Origin of the sequence: Priestia sp. TGN 0903, assembly GCF_050846855.1 — a bacterium.
Classification (GTDB): domain Bacteria; phylum Bacillota; class Bacilli; order Bacillales; family Bacillaceae_H; genus Priestia; species Priestia zanthoxyli.
The window spans coordinates 42,111-59,056 of sequence record NZ_JBOZGL010000012.1 but is presented as its reverse complement, the minus strand read 5'-3'; the positions used below and the strand labels follow the sequence as shown (position 1 = coordinate 59,056).

Here is a 16,946-nt window from a genome sequence, read left to right as displayed (position 1 = left end):
CTTGCTCATTTAAAAAATAAAAATTAACGTTGACGTTTGTCGCTTTGTTCAGTTTTCAAAGTTCAACCGCCGCTCTTGGGCGACTTTCTTATATTAACAAGTTGTCTTTCATTTGTCAACAACTTTTTAATATTTTATTTCTGATGAATTGCGATTGTTTTCCAATCACTCATCAGCGACATTTAATAATTTAACATCTGTGCTATATAAAAGTCAACACTTTTTGAAAAGTTTTTTTGTTTTATCAAAAAATCTTATTTACTTCCCTGCTTTCGCCGAATCTTAGCAAGATCTTTGAAAGGATTTGATACTTTTCTTGAATGTTTCGTTCAAGAACTACATGATTCAAACTTTGTTGAAAAGCAACGTTTGATCTCTTTATTTCTTCTCTAAGTAGTGCTTCTAACTCTAAACACTCCACCTGATTAAATAAACAAATTTTCATTGATTCACCTGCTTCTTGCGACATTGATTCTCACACATCAAAATAAAATCAGTTGTTCTTTTCCTTACCTGTTATTAATTGTAGACAAAACGCATACAAATTAGACAAGTACTACTTATTAAATGAGGTGACAAAATGAATATGTTTTATACTATTCGAGCCAAAAGAATCAAACAGACCATGCTTATCGTAGTTGCTGCGTTTTTTACAAGTTTTTTTCTCTATGCTCAGCAGACGTTTCACTTTCCCGTGTTTTCAACGGATAACGGTCCAAGAGCTGTTTATAAGGCGGATGATAAAAATCCGGAAGTTGCTCTGACCTTTAACATCAGCTGGGGAGATGAAAGAGCTATTCCCATTCTGAATGAACTAAAAAGACAGCATATTGAACATGCTACTTTCTTTTTATCTGCTTCATGGGCTGAACGTCACCCAGATATTGTAGAGCGCATTAAGAAAGAAGGTCACGAAATTGGCACAATGGGCTATGACTATACTTCTTATACAAGCCTAAAACCTAATGAGATTAGACAGGATCTTGCAAAATCAAAGAAAGTCTTTGATTCTCTAGGCCTTAAAGATGTTCACCTTCTTCGTCCTCCTAACGGGCAATTTAATAAAGACATCTTAAAATTAACAGCAGATATAGGATATACTACTGTTCACTGGAGCATTGATTCTAAAGACTGGACAAATCCAGGGGTTGAAAAAATTGTCTCGAATGTTACAAAGCCTTTAGAGGGGGGAGATATTATATTGCTGCACGCGTCTGACTCCGCTCAACAAACAGCAAAGGCTATTCCATATATCAAGAATTCATTACAAAATAAAAAAGTCTCAAACGTAAGTATTTCAACATTAATTTCAAATTCAAAAACCCAAGTAAAAGATATCCGCTAAGATTTATTCCCACTGTATATGGAAAGCAAAAGCAGACAAATATGCTATTTGTCTGCTTTTGCTATTCTTGCGTGCGTAAGAAGTTTCGGCAAAATAAGAAGTTGATACATATTACAAATTAGAAGTGGAAACAACATAAGGTAAAGCCAGCTTTCTTCATTCGTTCGCAGCGCTGGGAACCATTCAATTGTCGTTACAACAATCATAAAAAACAGCGCTGGTACAAAAGCCTCTTTATTCGTCTGCTTTTTCTTTGCATACGCCACTAACAACCCCACCGCTAACAAGAAAACGCTTAACAAAATATACTTACCTATGCCTTCTCCCACTTGTTGAAAGAACTTATATCGAAAATAAGCAACGTCAAATAATACAAATAAAACAAATACAATTTGAACCGATTTCCAAAGAGATGCAGATTTAAAAATTCCCAACCCAAATCGGTGAATAGTTAAATATGCAAAGAACCCCATTTGGCTAATTAAACTAAAAATAAACCCTACGCCTACGAGCCATGTTAAAACAGCAACAATTTCTCCTATCTTTCCTTGTTGAAATAAGTGACCGTATTCCCCCCAGCGCACCGCAAATCCAACAACAGCTGTACTTATACCCCCAACAGCTAACGTGGTTAGAAATAGACGAACCCAATTTCGACTATTCACTTCCATCTCCCCCATAAGTTACAAAATTGTACCTTTTCATAAATTGTACCAATCACGTTTTGAAAAATCTAGAGCTCTTTTATGAATAAAAAACCTTGATTATCTCATATTAAGCGTAAGCATATTAGGAAAGGAGCTCATTACTATGAAAAAGCGACTCATGCTCCTCATTTATATAGGAATGTGTATGCTTTTAGCTACAGCCTGTGCACCGCAAGATGAAGAGAACAATGGTATGGATTATGATCAAACAAAGAAAATGGTTGTTGATATTTTAAAAACAGATGAAGGAAAAAAAGCAGTCGAGGCAATTATGAAAGACCCTTCTGTTAGACAAGATATTTTAATGGATCAAAACGCGATAAAAGATACAATTTCTCAAACCCTAGTATCAGATAAGGGCGTGGAATTTTGGAAAAAAGCCATGGATGATCCGAAGTTTGCTGAAAGCTTTGCTAAAAGTTTGGAAAAAGAAAATAAGACGGTCATCAAACAACTAATGAAAGATCCTGAATATCAAGGAATGCTTCAAGATGTTTTAAAGGATCCGGCTATGGAAAAAGAAGTACTGACTGTTTTAAAGAGTAAAGAATATCGCACTTATTTACAAAAGATTATGACCGAAACGTTTGATAGCCCTCTTTATCAATCTAAAATTCAAGACATTCTTTTGAAAGCCGCTGAAGAAACACAAGGTGGACAAAAACAAAGCAGCGACGATGGTGGTTCTTCTTCCACTGGATCTGACTCAGGCGGAGAACAGCAACAGCAGTGATTAAATACGCATCTCACATGAGATGCGTATTTAATTATGTCATTTATTTTTATTAAAAAACCTAAATGACTTCTTTATATTTTTTAATACTTAGTATTTTTATTGGAATTGTAAACTTTAATTCTTAGCTTTATGGTAAAATATTAGAAATTAACACAATCGTTTTATAGCAAAAGGAGGGAATTCGATGGAATTTCGCGTTATTAAAACGTTTCAAACCATTGTTCGTTTAGGAAGCTTTCAATTAGCCGCTGAATATTTAAAGTACTCTCAGCCTACCATTACACTGCACATTCAAAAGTTAGAATCCGAACTAGGATTTAAGCTTTTAGAACGAGGAAAAAGCATTAAACTTACTGAAGCAGGTAAAATCTTTTACGAACGGGCAAATATTTTACTAAAGGAATATGAATATCTAAATAATACCTTAAAGGATTATTCAACAGGCGAAGCTGGCACGATCCGTATAGGTGCTGCAGAGCCTACAGCAAGCAGTCGACTGCCTTCCATTCTCTCATTATTTAAAAAAAGATATCCCAACACAGAAATTAGCTTACTCGTTGCAGACGAAAAGCACCTTCATCAACATATACGCAATCAAGAAATTGATTTCGCGATTGGCACTGTATCAGAATCGTTCAGAGATATAGAGTTTGAGGCATTGCTAACAGAAAAACTTGTGCTGCTACTACCATTCAATCATGCGCTAACAAAAAGAAAAACAATCTTTGCAAAAGATTTAATACACGAAACGCTGATTACAGCTGGGCAATCTTCCGTTCAAAAGAAAATTGCCCAGCTAATCTTTGAACGAACAGGACAGCTGCCTGCTAAAGTCCAGTTAGGCACTATTAGCACACTTCAGCATTTTGTAAAAGAAAACTTAGGAATAGCCGTTGTTCCACAAATAAGCGCAACTCTTCCGCCGGATCAAGTGGTGGTTAAAACGATTCATGACTTACATGAGGGGCCTGCAATCGGCATTTTAAAGCACCAGTCTCAGACCGTAAGTACAGCTGGAAAAACATTTTTAGCTCTCTTAAAACAAAACCTCGCATTTGATTTAAAAAAGACGCAGATTGAACTCTCTGTATAATAATAAAAAGCACGCGCTCGAACAGCGCGTGCTTTTTATTATTTTCCTGTTGCTGCTTTTTCATTTTCGCAAATAAATGCAATCTTGCTTGCAATCTCTCCATATATTTGACCTAAACGATGCGATTCGTCGTAAATGGAAGGTGCAAAATCTTCTTCATTCCAATCAGGCTGACTTAACGGAAGCTGTCCTAACAGCTCTGTCTGAAGTTCCTCAGCCAGTTTTGGACCCCCACCTTTACCAAATACATACTCTTTTTCCCCTGTTAGCTGGCTTTCAAAGTAAGCCATATTTTCTACAACTCCAATGACCTCATGATCGGTTTTCAAAGCCATAGCACCCGCTCTAGCTGCAACAAATGCCGCTGTAGGATGTGGTGTTGTAATAATCACTTCTTTACAAGCAGGAAGCATGGAGTGAACGTCTAATGCGACATCACCTGTTCCTGGAGGTAAGTCTAGTAAAAGATAATCTAATTCTCCCCATTCAACTTCTGTAAAGAAGCTCGTCAACATTTTTCCGAGCATAGGTCCTCGCCAGATAACAGGTGAATTATCTTCTACAAAGAAGCCCATGGAAATAACTTTTACTCCGAAACGATCAACTGGAATAATCTTTTCACCTTCTACTACAGGACGTTGTGTGATTCCCATCATGTCTGGGACGCTGAATCCATAAATGTCAGCATCAATTAAACCAACTTTTTTTCCTAAACGAGCTAGAGAAACGGCTAAGTTAACAGAGACTGTTGATTTACCAACGCCTCCTTTACCGCTGGCAATAGCAATAAATTCAGGTGCATTCGGACTAGTTAGTAAGTTGCCAGTATTCGGCTGCTCAGCGCGGTACTGCTGAAGTTCCTCAGGCGTAAACTCAACAAATCGCAGTCCAACCGACTGTACACCTGCTTTTTTTAATTCTTCTACAATTGTGCCTTGCAGGCTCAACTGTTCACTCGTACCTGTTTTTGCAACAGCAATCTTCAGGCTTATATGCTGTTTTTCAGCTTTGATTGTTATTTCTTTAATCGCATCTGTTTCTGATAGTTTTTTATTTAAAAATGGATCTGTAATTTCCCCTACTACTTCTTTTACTTGCTTTTCCGTTAGCATACTCCCACCACCATGTTAAAATCTATTTATTTATACTATCAAGTATATCATACATATTAGATTTTTCTGAATAGAAGGGTGCTATGCTTTTTATTTAGGCTTTTCTCCAGTAAAATACCGGCTGACTCCTTCATAAATGGATTCAGCTAACTTTTTTTGATAGCGTTTCGATTGAAGCATTTTACGTTCTGTAGGATTTGACAAGAATCCTACTTCAACCAAAGCACCGGGTGGCTTAGAATGCTTAAGAAGGTAAAGAGTTTGAATAGCTTTTGCTTCACGGGTCGTATTGTCCAGATTATTTCTTAGCTCTTGTTGAATGAGTTTGGCCACTTGCTCGTTTTCTTTTAGGGATCCGTAATAGAAAGTTTGAGCCCCTCTCCACGCAGAGGATGGAATAGCATTCAAGTGAATACTTAAGTACAAATCAGCGTTGGATTTATTAATCATCGTTAAGCGATTTTTTAAGTCTTCTACTTTTCTGCGACTGTATCCTCTTGTATCTTTGGCCGCTAGGTCTTCGTCTTTTTCTCTCGTCATAATAACAAGTGCCCCTTGCTCTTGCAGATAGTCTCGAAGCATTAACGAAATTTTAAGAGTTATTTCTTTTTCAAGCACCTCATCCTCTCCTACCGCTCCTCCATCAACACCGCCATGTCCAGGATCTAGTACAATAACTTTCCCGCTAAGAGGAAGTGAAAGCGAACCGGATGATGTTCTATGATCTATTTGATATTGTACAATGACAAAAAGAACGAGAAGCGCTATAATTGTGCTCATTATTTTTACTTTAGACATTTTATCCCTTCCCTTCTTGCCTCACCTATTTATTTCTATATGGGACAAGAACGGGAATTATGAGTACTTTTTAATGCAAACGTAAACGGCGTCTTTTTTCTGCGGTTCGATAACCTTCTTTCCACCAGTCTTGCACATATCCTTGACACAAATAATACAGACCATCTTGATAAAGATCTGTTACAGACATGCTGACGGCTCCGTACAATGTATCAATTAAAAGAGACTCTTCTTGCTTACTGTGCTTCTGAACATCTTCGTAGCTTTTACCACGTTTACTCACCCGGGCACCTAATAAAAATGATTCGATAGCAATGTCAAGACAGTACTCCTCCACATGTTCGTCTCCTAGCATATTCCACTGAAACATTGGATGAAAATAACGGCGCAGCCTCTCTTGAAGCAAATCAAACGATAGTTCCCTTAGGACTTTGCGTTCATATTTCATTTCTTTTTCATAACGTTTTTCTTTTAAATATGTAACCTCGTTCACGATAACGCCTCCCTTTTTTACATATTGTCTGCACAAGCCTTCGTCTCATACGCAAACAACAAATAAAAAAAGCCTTGGTCCAAAGACCAAGGCTTGAAACGTAATATAAAATTAACGTTTTGAGAATTGTGGTGCACGACGAGCGCCTTTAAGACCGTATTTTTTACGTTCTTTCGCACGAGCGTCACGAGTTAATAGACCAGCACGTTTTAATGTTCCACGGTATTCAGGGTCTGCTTCTAATAAAGCACGAGAGATTCCGTGACGAATAGCGCCAGCTTGACCTGCATAACCTCCACCATTAACGTTTACAAATACGTCATAGTTACCTACAGTTTCAGTTAAAGCAAGTGGTTGTTTTACTACTTCACGTAGTGCAGCAAATGGAATGTATTCTTCGATTTCACGACCGTTGATTGTTACGCGACCGTTACCTGGTACTAAACGTACACGAGCAACAGAGCTTTTACGACGACCAGTTCCGTAATATTGTACCTGTGCCAAGATAATAACCTCCTCTTATTAATTATCCGCGAAGTTCGTAAACTTCTGGTTTTTGTGCTTCATGTGGATGTGTTTCACCAGCATACACATGTAATTTTTTGAACATTTGACGGCCTAGGCTACCTTTTGGAAGCATGCCTTTGATTCCTAATTCAAGCATTTTCTCAGAGTAGTTAGTACGCATTTCTAATGCTGTACGTTGTTTCAAACCACCTGGGTGCATGCTGTGACGGTAATAAATTTTATCAGTTAATTTTTTACCTGTTAATTCGATTTTTGACGCATTGATAAGGATCACGTGATCACCAGTATCAACATGTGGTGTAAAAGTTGGTTTATGTTTACCGCGTAAGATTGATGCTACTTCACTTGCTAAACGACCTAAAGTTTTACCTTCAGCATCGACAACATACCATTTACGCTCTACTTCGTTTGCTTTCGCCATGAAAGTTGTACGCATGAGTTTCCCTCCTAATTTTCATCATCAATTATAAAATTATTTCAACCTTCTATTTCAACACGATTAATTTCCGGGGCTAACCGTGGGGTTAAAATACATACCATATGATATATTATATCTTTAAGCTACTAATGTCAAGAAAATGTTACACCAGGTTTAGTTGTCATAGAAAACGCGCCATAAATATAGTCCTTGCGAAGGCGCAGTTTTCCCTGCACGAGGACGTGATTTGCTTTCTAGAATATCTTTTATAGCATCTGGTTCAATACGGCCTTGTCCTACTTCTAAAAGCGTTCCAACAAGAATACGAACCATATTATACAGAAAGCCACTTCCAACGAATCTAAACACAAGCTGACTATTCTCTTCATACATATCAATCTTGTAAATCGTACGAATCTTATCTTCCACTTCTGTCCTCGCTGAACAAAAGCTTGTAAAGTCGTGTGTACCGAGTAAATATGTGATGGCTTTTTTCATTTTTGAGTAGTCTAATGGATAAGGGTAATGGTATGCATAAGAACGAGTGAAAGGATTTCGATCTTCGCCGCGCAAAATATGATAGCGATACTCTTTTGAAGTAACGTCATACCGGGCGTGAAAATGTGCATCAACTTCACATACATTCTTCATTACAATATCATCTGGTAGCATTGAATTCAATGCTTTTTTCCACTTATCACATGGAATATTTAGGTTTGTGTCAAAATGAATGACTTGCCCCTGTGCATGAACATTTGTGTCCGTTCGTCCAGAGGCGTAAATCGGAACTTTTTTGTTATGCATTTTCTCTAAAACGGCTTCAATCTCCAGTTGAACTGTTCGCTTATTGGGCTGAACTTGATAACCTGAAAAGTGTGTGCCGTCGTATGCAACTATACATTTTAAACGTTTCATCTTTTCACCAAACAATCTTTACGTTCTAATCAGCACTAAAACAACTGCTACTGCCAGCAGAAGTAAAAGCATAATTGTATCTATGCTTCCCCATTTTAATTGACGATACTTTGTACGCCCTTCTCCGCCTTTATATCCTCTTGCCTCCATGGCAATAGCTAGCTCTTCAGCACGCTTAAATGAACCTATAAATAAAGGAACAAGCAAAGGAACGACAGCTTTCAACCGATCCGTAACGGGACCGCTGCTAAAGTCCACTCCTCGTGCTGTCTGCGCTTTAATAATTTTATCTGTCTCTTCCATCAATGTAGGAATAAAGCGAAGAGAAATGGACATCATTAAAGCTAATTCATGAACAGGAAGCTTGAGCTTTTTAAATGGATTCAACAAGCTTTCCATTCCATCTGTTACTTCAATGGGCGTAGTCGTTAACGTTAGCATCGTCGTAATTAAAATTAAGAACAAGAAGCGCAAGGAAATTAAAACACCTTGAATAAGGCCGCCTTTATAGACAGAAAACCATCCCCATTCAAACAAAAGAGAACCTTCCTTCGTCATAAAAATGTGCAAAAGAAACGTGATGATAATAATAAATAGAACGGGCTTTAACCCTCTTAAAATAAAGGAAACGGGCACTTTACTCATGGCCACTATCACAAGGGTATACACACCTAAAAAAGCATAGCCGATAGGGTTATTTGCTAAAAACACAATTAATACATACGCAAATACGAGAAGCAGCTTGGCCCGAGGATCCATTCGATGGACAACAGAATGACCCGGGACATACTTACCAATAATGATTGAGTCCATCATATTCGTTCACCTTGCTGCATAAGGTGCTGCACTTTCTCTACCACTTCAGAAAAGGTAATAACCGTATCCGATGCTTCAAGCTGAAATTTCTCTTGCAGCTTCAGCATAAAGCGAAGCGATTCTGGAACATCCAATCCATATTCTTTTAGCTGCGTATGCTGACCGAAAACTTCTCTAGGTGACCCTTTCATCGCAATCGTTCCTTTATTCATTACAATTAGCTCATCAGCGTACATAGCTGCATCTTCCATGCTGTGAGTCACGAGAATCGTCGTCAAGCCTTTTTCTTTATGAAGACGATAAATCATATTCATAATTTCTTGACGGCCTCTAGGGTCCAATCCAGCAGTTGGCTCATCTAAAATTAGCACATTAGGATTCATCGCTAGAATACCTGCTATCGCTACACGACGCATTTGTCCACCACTCAAATCAAAAGGAGATCTGGTGAGAATGTCTTCTGGCAACCCCACTAACTTGATAAGCTCTCGTGCTTTTTGCTTTGCTTCTTCTTCCGAAACGCCATAATTCATTGGTCCAAAAGCTATATCTTTTTCCACCGTTTCTTCAAAAAGCTGATGTTCTGGAAATTGAAACACCACGCCTACTTGCTGACGAATAGCTTTTAAATTCTTTTCTTTTCGATTGGCTTTAATAGTGCGCTCACCGATTTGAATTTCACCAGCAGTTGGCTTCAATAAGGCATTCAGATGCTGTATGATTGTTGATTTCCCAGAACCAGTATGGCCAATAACAGCCAAAAATGTACCTGATTGAATGCTTAAATTTAAGTCATGCAGAGCAATTCGTTCAAATGGTGTATTAACTTGATAACGATGCTCTACTTCTTTGAATATAATGTCCATAGTTCGTCCACCAAGTCCTCATCTGTTAAATGAATTTTTGATAAAGGAATTCCTACGGAAGCAAAACGATGGCTTAGTTTAACGGAAAACGGCAAGTCTAGTCCAATATCCGTTAACTTGGAACCTAATGCAAATACTTCGCGTGGAGTACCTGTTGCATAGATCTTCCCTTTGTTCATCACAACGACTCTGTCAGCCATTGCTACTTCATCTAAATCGTGGGTAATTGAAATAACCGTCAGTTGTTTTTCTTCTTTTAATTTTCTAACAGTTTCAAGTACTTCAGTTCGTCCAATAGGATCTAACATAGATGTTGCTTCATCTAGAATAATAACAGATGGCTGTACGGCAATTATACCCGCAATGGCCACACGCTGTTTTTGTCCACCTGATAGCTGATGAGGCTCTTGATCCAGAAAAGCACTCATATTGACCATTTCGATTGCTTCAGGTATACGTTTTTCCATAATTTCAAATGGAATCCCGTTGTTTTCAAGCCCAAACGCAATATCATCTTGAACGGTTGAGCCAACAAATTGATTATCTGGGTTTTGAAACACCATTCCAATCTGCTTGCGCACATCCCATATTGTTTCTTCAGATAAAAGAGTATCGCCCACTCGAACCGTTCCTTTTTCAGGTAGCAAAAGGCCGTTTAGAATTCGTGCCAGCGTCGATTTCCCAGATCCATTATGTCCAGCTATCGCTAACCATTCACCTTTATAAGCAGAGAGAGAAAGGTGATCTAATGTTAGGTCTGCTTCAGGATCGTACCGAAAGCATAAATCTTTTACCTCTAAAGACATTTCTTTCAACGCTATCTTCCTCTCAGCTTTTTCTATTGCAGCATTGCCTACATTGGTTTTTTACGCTATTTACCCGGTTTAAGGTATAAAAAAAGGGCAACGACTAGTTACACACTGTCTCGCCCTTTTCTATCTGTATTAAAAATATTAAACTAATTCAATGATAACCATTGGAGCACCGTCACCACGGCGAGGTCCAACTTTTAAGATACGAGTGTAACCGCCTTGGCGATCTTCGTAGCGAGTAGCGATATCGCTGAATAGTTTTTGTAAAGCGCTTTGACCAGCTTCCTCGTTAGCTACTTCATTACGGATGTAAGATGCAGCTTGACGACGAGCGTGTAGATCTCCACGTTTACCTAAAGTAATCATTTTTTCAACAGTTGAACGTAATTCTTTTGCACGAGCTTCAGTTGTCTCAATGCGTTCACTGATGATTAAATCAGTTGTTAAATCACGAAGAAGCGCCTTGCGTTGTGCGCTTGTACGACCTAATTTACGGTAAGACATGTGAGGTCCCCTCCTTTGTTAAGTAGTTAAACAGGTAGATATAATCAGTCGTCCTTACGTAGACCCAAACCTAATTCTTCAAGTTTAGCTTTAACTTCTTCTAAAGATTTACGGCCTAAGTTACGAACTTTCATCATATCTTCTTCTGTTTTATTAGCAAGCTCTTGTACAGTATTGATGCCTGCTCGTTTTAAGCAGTTGTAAGAACGAACAGATAAATCCAGTTCCTCGATCGTCATCTCTAGAACTTTTTCTTTCTGGTCTTCTTCTTTTTCTACCATGATCTCTGCTTTTTGAGCTTCATCTGTTAAGTTAACGAAGATATTTAAGTGTTCCGTTAGAATCTTTGCACCTAAAGCAACAGCTTTTTCTGGCTCGATGCTACCGTCAGTCCAAACATCCAACGTTAACTTATCGTAATTTGTCATTTGACCAACACGAGTATTTTCTACATAATACGATACGCGAGTAACAGGCGTATAGATTGAGTCAATTGGAAGTACACCAATTGGTTGGTCTTCACGCTTGTTAGCATCGGCAGGATTATAACCTCGACCTGTGCGAGCAGTAAGTCTCATACGGAAATGAGCATCTGACTCAAGTGTTGCAATATGAAGATCCGGATTTAGAACTTCGATATCACTGTCTGCTTGAATGTCAGCAGCCGTTACTGTACCAGGACCTTTAACATCGATCTCAAGTGTTTTCTCTTCATCAGAGTAAATCTTTAACGCTAACTTTTTAACGTTTAAAATGATGTTTGTTACATCTTCAACAACTCCAGGAACTGTTGAAAATTCATGTAATACACCTTCAATTTGAATAGATGTTACAGCTGCACCAGGGAGTGAGGATAATAGGATACGACGTAAGGAGTTACCCAAAGTAGTACCATATCCACGCTCAAGTGGTTCGACGACGAATTTACCGTACTTTCTATCATCGCTGATTTCTACCGTTTCGATTTTTGGCTTTTCAATCTCTATCAATATAAACCCTCCTTCAAAACGTCGAAACCTCGGCTAGACGGCTGATTTCTCAAATGCCTAACCGAAATTCCCTATTAGACAGTTCCCGAATGTGCACAACAAATGGAAAACATTTCGTTGCATGAATAAATTCTACACCATCATCATTATAGACAACGAAATAGAATCTATACATATTAATTATACACGACGACGTTTTGGTGGGCGGCATCCGTTGTGAGGTACAGGAGTAACATCTCTAATAGCTGTTACTTCTAAACCTGCAGCTTGAAGAGCACGGATAGCTGCTTCACGACCAGCACCAGGGCCTTTAACTGTAACTTCAAGAGTTTTCATTCCGTTATCCATAGAAACTTTTGCAGCAGCTTCAGCAGCCATTTGCGCAGCAAATGGAGTGGATTTACGAGAACCTCTGAAGCCAAGTGCGCCTGCACTAGACCAAGCAATCGCATTACCGTGAACATCTGTAATTGTTACAATAGTGTTGTTAAACGTTGAGCGAATATGAGCTACACCAGCTTCAATATTCTTTTTCACGCGACGTTTACGTGTATTAGTTTTACGTGCCATCTGTTAATGACCTCCCTTACTAATTATTTCTTCTTGTTCGCTACAGTACGGCGTGGGCCTTTACGTGTACGAGCATTGTTTTTACTGTTTTGACCACGAACTGGTAAACTACGACGGTGGCGGATACCACGGTATGAACCAATCTCAATTAAACGTTTGATGTTTAAAGAAACTTCACGACGAAGATCGCCTTCTACTTTATAGCTATCTAAAATATCACGAATTTTACCTAATTCTTCTTCTGTTAAGTCACGAACGCGAGTATCTTCAGAAACTCCAGCTTCAGCTAGAACTTTTTCAGCAGTTGGACGACCAATACCGAAAATGTATGTTAATGAAATTACTACACGCTTGTCACGAGGAATATCAACACCAGCAATACGTGCCATATGAATAGTGCACCTCCTTATTGATTAACCTTGTTTTTGTTTATGCTTAGGGTTTTCACAAATTACCATTACTTTACCTTTTCTACGGATAACTTTACATTTTTCGCAGATTGGTTTAACTGATGGTCTGACTTTCATGTTTCATACCTCCTTGATAGTACGGAGTGCATAGGTTTTATTTGAAACGGTACGTAATTCTACCGCGAGTTAAATCGTATGGTGACAATTCTACAGTTACTTTATCACCAGGTAAGATTCGAATGAAATGCATGCGAATTTTTCCTGATACGTGAGCAAGTACTGTATGACCATTTTCTAATTCTACCTTGAACATAGCGTTAGGTAAAGTCTCAGCAACTGTACCTTCAACTTCAATTACATCGTCTTTTGCCATTAAAGTGCTCTCCTTTCTTTGAAACAGTAACAAGCTATCATTAAACGACTTAAAAAGAACCTGTTCTGAACATCCGGAGATCGTAATCATTAAATTCAAGATGATTGACGCTAATATACATCTTTACCATTTTAACAGCAATTCAGACGAAAAACGATCATCGTGAATTTAGATAATTACTGTTTACTGTCCAGTGCATCTAGCGAGGAATGGATAGAGATAACATCCTTTAACATTACAATGCTGTCAGAATTTCATATCCCGTCTCAGTAATTGCAATAGTATGTTCGAAGTGCGCACACATTTTACCATCCACTGTCACAACTGTCCAGTTATCAGGTAATGTTTTTACATATCGCATACCAGCATTCACCATTGGCTCAACTGCCAATACCATGCCTGGACGTAGACGCGGTCCTTTATTCGGTGGACCATAATGAGGTACTTGCGGATCTTCATGTAAGTCTTTGCCGACACCATGGCCAACATATTCTCTTACAATCGAAAAGTTACGTGATTCTGCGTACTGTTGAATAGCATGTGAAATATTCGACAAACGCTCACCCGGCTTCGCTTCTGCTAATCCTTTGTAGAGAGATTGCTCAGTCACATCAAGCAGCTCTTGATTTTCTAATGAAATCTTTCCTACTCCATATGTCCAAGCTGAGTCACCATGATAGCCACCGAATTTAGCTCCGATGTCTAAACTGATGATATCCCCTTCATTAAGCTTGCGTTCTCCCGGAATACCATGAACTAATTCTTCATTCACAGAAGCACATACACTGCCGCGAAAACCATTATACCCTTTAAAAGACGGAATTGCATCATGTTGACGAATAAAATTTTCAGCAATTGCATCCAATTCTATAGTCGTAATACCTGGAACGATATGTTTTTTCAACTCTTGATGAGTTAAAGCCACGATTCGTCCAGCTTCACGCATGACCTCAATTTCCTCTGGTGTCTTGCAAATGATCATTGCTTAACCCCAGCAAGTAATTGACGAACATCCTCAAACACAATGTTAATATCTTGATTACCATTAATATTGCGTAGATAACCTTTTTCTTGATAAAAATCAAGTAGAGGTTGAGATTGTTTAACATTAACTGAAAGTCTAGTTGAAACCGTCTCAGCATTGTCATCTGCACGTTGATAAAGCTCTCCGCCACATTTGTCACAAACTCCTTCTTTCGCAGGAGGATTGAATACTAAGTGGTAAGTAGCTCCGCAATCTTTACAAATGCGGCGTCCAGTAAGACGCTCCATTAAAATGCTTTGATCTACATCAATATTAATCACATAATCAATTTGCTTGTTTAGTTCTTTTGTAATTGTTTCAAGAGCTTCTGCTTGGGCTACTGTTCTCGGGAAGCCATCAAGTAAAAAGCCGTTTTCACAATCTTGTTTGTTTAAACGCTCGCGCACAATTCCAATTGTTACTTCATCAGGAACAAGGTTACCTTGGTCCATAAATGATTTAGCTTTTAAACCTAGTTGCGTTCCTTCTTTAATTGCAGCTCGGAACATATCTCCTGTTGAGATATGAGGGATATCGTAATGCTCAACGATTTTTTCTGCTTGAGTACCTTTCCCAGCACCAGGAAGGCCCATTAACACTAAATTCATTTCTTGCTTCCCCCTCAGTATCTTATCCGTTTAATGGGAAAGCAGCCTGCCTCCCACTAAACAGCTTTACTTAATAAATCCCTTATAATGGCGTTTCACTAATTGACTCTCAAGTTGTTTCATTGTCTCAAGAGCTACACCGACAACAATTAACAAACTAGTACCGCCGATCTGAGCAGATGAGGGTAGGTTTGCAATTTTGATGAACAGAACCGGCAACACAGCAATTAACGCAAGGAATATCGAACCGATTAATGTCAGACGATATAACACTTTCGTTAAATAAGCTTGTGTGCTTTTACCAGGACGAATGCCTGGGATGTAGCCACCTTGCTTTTTCAAGTTCTCTGCTACTTGTTCAGGGTTAACTTGAACAAATGTATAGAAGTAACAAAAAGCAATGATTAACGCTACATACACTATCATACCAATTGGCTTAGTATAGTCAAATGTATTCTGAATCCACGTCGTTACATCATTTGGACCGAAAAATGATGCAATTGTTGGTGGTGTGATAATAAATGAAACTGCAAAGATAACAGGAATAACCCCAGCAGCATTTACTTTTAACGGTAAATGAGTGGATTGACCTCCAACAGGATTACGACCAGCTGAACCCTTTGCATATTGAATAGGAATTTTTCGTAGCGCTTGTTGGAAGTAAATAACCCCAACAATAATAGCTAAAACTGCAATCGCAATTAAAACTACCGTTACGATACGAATGAATAATTGATCCCCAACGTCTTCAAATTGCTGTGCATAAATTTGATTTAATGTTGTCGGAATACCAGCTGCAATCCCAGCAAAGATAATGATAGAAATACCATTACCTACGCCTTTTGCAGTAATCTGTTCTCCTAACCACATTAAGAAGGCAGTACCTGCCGTTAACACTGTAGCAATTAGAAGATACGTAGAAATTCCTGGATTAGCGATCAATTGTCCGCCCGAAATATTGTTGAATCCTATAGACATACCTAAAGCCTGGATAAATCCAAGCACAATTGTTCCATAACGAGTTACTTGAGCTAATTTACGGCGCCCAACATCTCCCTGCTTTGACCATTCTGTAAACTTAGGTACAACATCCATCTGCAATAATTGGACGATGATGGATGCTGTAATATAAGGCATAATGCCCATAGCAAGAATGGAAAAGTTTTTTAACGCGCCGCCGCCAAATGTATTCAGAACTCCGAATACATTTAACCCATCTTGCAATTTTAGTACATCCGTATTAACACTTGGTACAGGAATAAATGTACCAATTCGGAAGACAATTAACATTAACAAAGTGAAAAAGATTTTTTGTCTTATTTCACGCACGCGCATTAAATTGGAGATTGTTTGAAACATTAGATCACCTCAACTGTACCGCCAGCAGCTTCGATAGCTTCTTTAGCAGTTGAAGAGAATTTAGCAGCTTTAACAGTTAGCTTAGAGTTTAATGTACCGTTTCCTAGTACTTTAACGCCAGCTTTTGCTTTGCTTACTAAACCAGTTTCGATTAATAATTCTGGTGTTACTTCAGTTCCATCTTCAAAACGGTTAAGAGCTTCTAAATTAACGATCGCGTATTCTTTGCGATTGATATTAGTGAACCCACGTTTTGGAAGACGACGGAATAAAGGAGTTTGACCACCTTCGAAGCCAGGTCTTACGCCACCGCCAGAGCGAGCGTTTTGCCCTTTGTGACCTTTACCTGAAGTCTTTCCGTTACCTGAACCAGTACCACGACCTACACGGTTACGTACTTTACGTGAACCTTCAGCTGGTTTCAATTCATGAAGTTTCATTCCGGAGCACCTCCTTAGAGTGACAATTTA

General features: G+C 38.6%; 24 protein-coding genes. 3 read left to right on the top strand and 21 right to left on the bottom strand.

Features of this window, described 5'->3' with window-relative positions:
* Positions 1-244 precede the first annotated feature (244 nt).
* Positions 245-469 carry a hypothetical protein gene (locus ACRPLY_RS24835; RefSeq protein ID WP_432232144.1) on the bottom strand — a complete coding sequence of 75 codons (225 nt, stop codon included), beginning with the start codon at positions 467-469 and terminating at the stop codon, positions 245-247.
* A 111-nt stretch (positions 470-580) separates the two neighbouring features.
* Here ACRPLY_RS24835 and pdaB point away from each other — a divergent pair, with 111 nt between their 5' ends.
* Positions 581-1,345, top strand: coding sequence for a polysaccharide deacetylase family sporulation protein PdaB (gene pdaB / locus ACRPLY_RS24830; RefSeq protein ID WP_165636552.1), 765 nt, complete (start codon positions 581-583; stop codon positions 1,343-1,345).
* A 44-nt stretch (positions 1,346-1,389) separates the two neighbouring features.
* Here pdaB and ACRPLY_RS24825 read toward each other — a convergent pair whose 3' ends face one another.
* Complete coding sequence (locus ACRPLY_RS24825) at positions 1,390-2,010, bottom strand: KinB-signaling pathway activation protein (RefSeq protein ID WP_432232143.1); 621 nt, start codon at positions 2,008-2,010, stop codon at positions 1,390-1,392.
* A gap of 145 nt (positions 2,011-2,155) precedes the next feature.
* Between ACRPLY_RS24825 and gerD the strand changes: the two genes are divergently transcribed.
* Both gerD and ACRPLY_RS24815 read left to right on the top strand, forming a co-directional pair.
* Positions 2,156-2,785: a spore germination lipoprotein GerD gene (gene gerD, locus ACRPLY_RS24820; RefSeq protein ID WP_432232142.1), complete on the top strand. Its 630-nt coding sequence runs from the start codon at positions 2,156-2,158 to the stop codon at positions 2,783-2,785.
* Between the two features lie 187 nt (positions 2,786-2,972).
* On the top strand, positions 2,973-3,881 hold the full coding sequence (locus ACRPLY_RS24815) for a LysR family transcriptional regulator (RefSeq protein ID WP_432232141.1): 909 nt from the start codon (positions 2,973-2,975) through the stop codon (positions 3,879-3,881).
* Positions 3,882-3,919: 38 nt separating this feature from the next.
* On the opposite strand, the gene ACRPLY_RS24810 is transcribed toward ACRPLY_RS24815, so the two are convergent.
* The 19 genes from ACRPLY_RS24810 to rplO all read right to left on the bottom strand — a co-directional run bounded on the left by ACRPLY_RS24810 (position 3,920) and on the right by rplO (position 16,916).
* Positions 3,920-4,993 (bottom strand): Mrp/NBP35 family ATP-binding protein, encoded by a 1,074-nt coding sequence (locus ACRPLY_RS24810; protein ID WP_014462004.1) that lies wholly within the window; start codon positions 4,991-4,993, stop codon positions 3,920-3,922.
* Between the two features lie 90 nt (positions 4,994-5,083).
* Positions 5,084-5,791: an N-acetylmuramoyl-L-alanine amidase CwlD gene (gene cwlD / locus ACRPLY_RS24805; protein WP_014462005.1), complete on the bottom strand. Its 708-nt coding sequence runs from the start codon at positions 5,789-5,791 to the stop codon at positions 5,084-5,086.
* Between the two features lie 70 nt (positions 5,792-5,861).
* Positions 5,862-6,284, bottom strand: a complete 423-nt coding sequence (locus tag ACRPLY_RS24800) for a DUF2521 family protein (protein ID WP_047749538.1) — start codon at positions 6,282-6,284, stop codon at positions 5,862-5,864.
* A 111-nt stretch (positions 6,285-6,395) separates the two neighbouring features.
* Complete coding sequence (gene rpsI, locus ACRPLY_RS24795; protein WP_013054959.1) at positions 6,396-6,788, bottom strand: 30S ribosomal protein S9; 393 nt, start codon at positions 6,786-6,788, stop codon at positions 6,396-6,398.
* Positions 6,789-6,810: 22 nt separating this feature from the next.
* Positions 6,811-7,248: a 50S ribosomal protein L13 gene (rplM, locus tag ACRPLY_RS24790; RefSeq protein ID WP_013054958.1), complete on the bottom strand. Its 438-nt coding sequence runs from the start codon at positions 7,246-7,248 to the stop codon at positions 6,811-6,813.
* A 156-nt stretch (positions 7,249-7,404) separates the two neighbouring features.
* Complete coding sequence (truA, locus tag ACRPLY_RS24785; RefSeq protein ID WP_013054957.1) at positions 7,405-8,145, bottom strand: tRNA pseudouridine(38-40) synthase TruA; 741 nt, start codon at positions 8,143-8,145, stop codon at positions 7,405-7,407.
* Between the two features lie 18 nt (positions 8,146-8,163).
* Positions 8,164-8,961, bottom strand: a complete 798-nt coding sequence (locus ACRPLY_RS24780; RefSeq protein ID WP_048022294.1) for an energy-coupling factor transporter transmembrane component T family protein — start codon at positions 8,959-8,961, stop codon at positions 8,164-8,166.
* Positions 8,958-9,827: an energy-coupling factor ABC transporter ATP-binding protein gene (locus tag ACRPLY_RS24775; RefSeq protein ID WP_034263658.1), complete on the bottom strand. Its 870-nt coding sequence runs from the start codon at positions 9,825-9,827 to the stop codon at positions 8,958-8,960. Before ACRPLY_RS24775 ends, ACRPLY_RS24780 begins: the two co-directional genes overlap by 4 nt.
* Complete coding sequence (locus ACRPLY_RS24770) at positions 9,803-10,642, bottom strand: energy-coupling factor ABC transporter ATP-binding protein (protein ID WP_013054954.1); 840 nt, start codon at positions 10,640-10,642, stop codon at positions 9,803-9,805. Before ACRPLY_RS24770 ends, ACRPLY_RS24775 begins: the two co-directional genes overlap by 25 nt.
* A 138-nt stretch (positions 10,643-10,780) precedes the next feature.
* A complete protein-coding gene (rplQ, locus tag ACRPLY_RS24765; RefSeq protein ID WP_013054953.1) occupies positions 10,781-11,143 on the bottom strand; it encodes a 50S ribosomal protein L17 in 363 nt (120 codons plus the stop codon).
* A gap of 44 nt (positions 11,144-11,187) precedes the next feature.
* Positions 11,188-12,132: a DNA-directed RNA polymerase subunit alpha gene (locus ACRPLY_RS24760; protein ID WP_013054952.1), complete on the bottom strand. Its 945-nt coding sequence runs from the start codon at positions 12,130-12,132 to the stop codon at positions 11,188-11,190.
* A 180-nt stretch (positions 12,133-12,312) separates the two neighbouring features.
* Positions 12,313-12,702, bottom strand: a complete 390-nt coding sequence (gene rpsK / locus ACRPLY_RS24755; protein ID WP_028412666.1) for a 30S ribosomal protein S11 — start codon at positions 12,700-12,702, stop codon at positions 12,313-12,315.
* Between the two features lie 23 nt (positions 12,703-12,725).
* Positions 12,726-13,091: a 30S ribosomal protein S13 gene (gene rpsM / locus ACRPLY_RS24750; RefSeq protein ID WP_013054950.1), complete on the bottom strand. Its 366-nt coding sequence runs from the start codon at positions 13,089-13,091 to the stop codon at positions 12,726-12,728.
* A 24-nt stretch (positions 13,092-13,115) separates the two neighbouring features.
* The gene (gene rpmJ / locus ACRPLY_RS24745; protein ID WP_003156543.1) at positions 13,116-13,229 is read right to left on the bottom strand and encodes a 50S ribosomal protein L36; all 114 of its coding nucleotides are present in this window, start codon (positions 13,227-13,229) and stop codon (positions 13,116-13,118) included.
* Positions 13,230-13,266: 37 nt separating this feature from the next.
* Positions 13,267-13,485 carry a translation initiation factor IF-1 gene (infA, locus tag ACRPLY_RS24740; RefSeq protein ID WP_010285101.1) on the bottom strand — a complete coding sequence of 73 codons (219 nt, stop codon included), beginning with the start codon at positions 13,483-13,485 and terminating at the stop codon, positions 13,267-13,269.
* Positions 13,486-13,720: 235 nt separating this feature from the next.
* The gene (map, locus tag ACRPLY_RS24735) at positions 13,721-14,467 is read right to left on the bottom strand and encodes a type I methionyl aminopeptidase (RefSeq protein ID WP_028412665.1); all 747 of its coding nucleotides are present in this window, start codon (positions 14,465-14,467) and stop codon (positions 13,721-13,723) included.
* Positions 14,464-15,117, bottom strand: coding sequence for an adenylate kinase (locus ACRPLY_RS24730; RefSeq protein ID WP_013054948.1), 654 nt, complete (start codon positions 15,115-15,117; stop codon positions 14,464-14,466). The genes map and ACRPLY_RS24730 overlap by 4 nt, the downstream gene beginning before the upstream one ends.
* A 66-nt stretch (positions 15,118-15,183) precedes the next feature.
* Positions 15,184-16,476: a preprotein translocase subunit SecY gene (gene secY, locus ACRPLY_RS24725; RefSeq protein WP_013054947.1), complete on the bottom strand. Its 1,293-nt coding sequence runs from the start codon at positions 16,474-16,476 to the stop codon at positions 15,184-15,186.
* On the bottom strand, positions 16,476-16,916 hold the full coding sequence (gene rplO / locus ACRPLY_RS24720) for a 50S ribosomal protein L15 (RefSeq protein ID WP_013054946.1): 441 nt from the start codon (positions 16,914-16,916) through the stop codon (positions 16,476-16,478). Before rplO ends, secY begins: the two co-directional genes overlap by 1 nt.
* Positions 16,917-16,946: the final 30 nt, after the last annotated feature.

Coding starts and splice junctions, on each gene's coding strand:
- truA (WP_013054957.1), bottom strand. CDS start 8,145: ATGAAACGTTTAAAATGTATAGTTGCATACGACGGCACACACTTTTCA.
- cwlD (WP_014462005.1), bottom strand. CDS start 5,791: ATGTCTAAAGTAAAAATAATGAGCACAATTATAGCGCTTCTCGTTCTT.
- ACRPLY_RS24775 (WP_034263658.1), bottom strand. CDS start 9,827: ATGGACATTATATTCAAAGAAGTAGAGCATCGTTATCAAGTTAATACA.
- infA (WP_010285101.1), bottom strand. CDS start 13,485: ATGGCAAAAGACGATGTAATTGAAGTTGAAGGTACAGTTGCTGAGACT.
- rplQ (WP_013054953.1), bottom strand. CDS start 11,143: ATGTCTTACCGTAAATTAGGTCGTACAAGCGCACAACGCAAGGCGCTT.
- gerD (WP_432232142.1), top strand. CDS start 2,156: ATGAAAAAGCGACTCATGCTCCTCATTTATATAGGAATGTGTATGCTT.
- pdaB (WP_165636552.1), top strand. CDS start 581: ATGAATATGTTTTATACTATTCGAGCCAAAAGAATCAAACAGACCATG.
- ACRPLY_RS24835 (WP_432232144.1), bottom strand. CDS start 469: ATGTCGCAAGAAGCAGGTGAATCAATGAAAATTTGTTTATTTAATCAG.
- ACRPLY_RS24815 (WP_432232141.1), top strand. CDS start 2,973: ATGGAATTTCGCGTTATTAAAACGTTTCAAACCATTGTTCGTTTAGGA.
- secY (WP_013054947.1), bottom strand. CDS start 16,476: ATGTTTCAAACAATCTCCAATTTAATGCGCGTGCGTGAAATAAGACAA.
- rplM (WP_013054958.1), bottom strand. CDS start 7,248: ATGCGTACAACTTTCATGGCGAAAGCAAACGAAGTAGAGCGTAAATGG.
- ACRPLY_RS24780 (WP_048022294.1), bottom strand. CDS start 8,961: ATGATGGACTCAATCATTATTGGTAAGTATGTCCCGGGTCATTCTGTT.
- rpsM (WP_013054950.1), bottom strand. CDS start 13,091: ATGGCACGTATTGCTGGTGTTGATATTCCTCGTGACAAGCGTGTAGTA.
- map (WP_028412665.1), bottom strand. CDS start 14,467: ATGATCATTTGCAAGACACCAGAGGAAATTGAGGTCATGCGTGAAGCT.
- rpmJ (WP_003156543.1), bottom strand. CDS start 13,229: ATGAAAGTCAGACCATCAGTTAAACCAATCTGCGAAAAATGTAAAGTT.
- rplO (WP_013054946.1), bottom strand. CDS start 16,916: ATGAAACTTCATGAATTGAAACCAGCTGAAGGTTCACGTAAAGTACGT.
- ACRPLY_RS24810 (WP_014462004.1), bottom strand. CDS start 4,993: ATGCTAACGGAAAAGCAAGTAAAAGAAGTAGTAGGGGAAATTACAGAT.
- rpsK (WP_028412666.1), bottom strand. CDS start 12,702: ATGGCACGTAAAACTAATACACGTAAACGTCGCGTGAAAAAGAATATT.
- ACRPLY_RS24730 (WP_013054948.1), bottom strand. CDS start 15,117: ATGAATTTAGTGTTAATGGGCCTTCCTGGTGCTGGGAAAGGTACTCAA.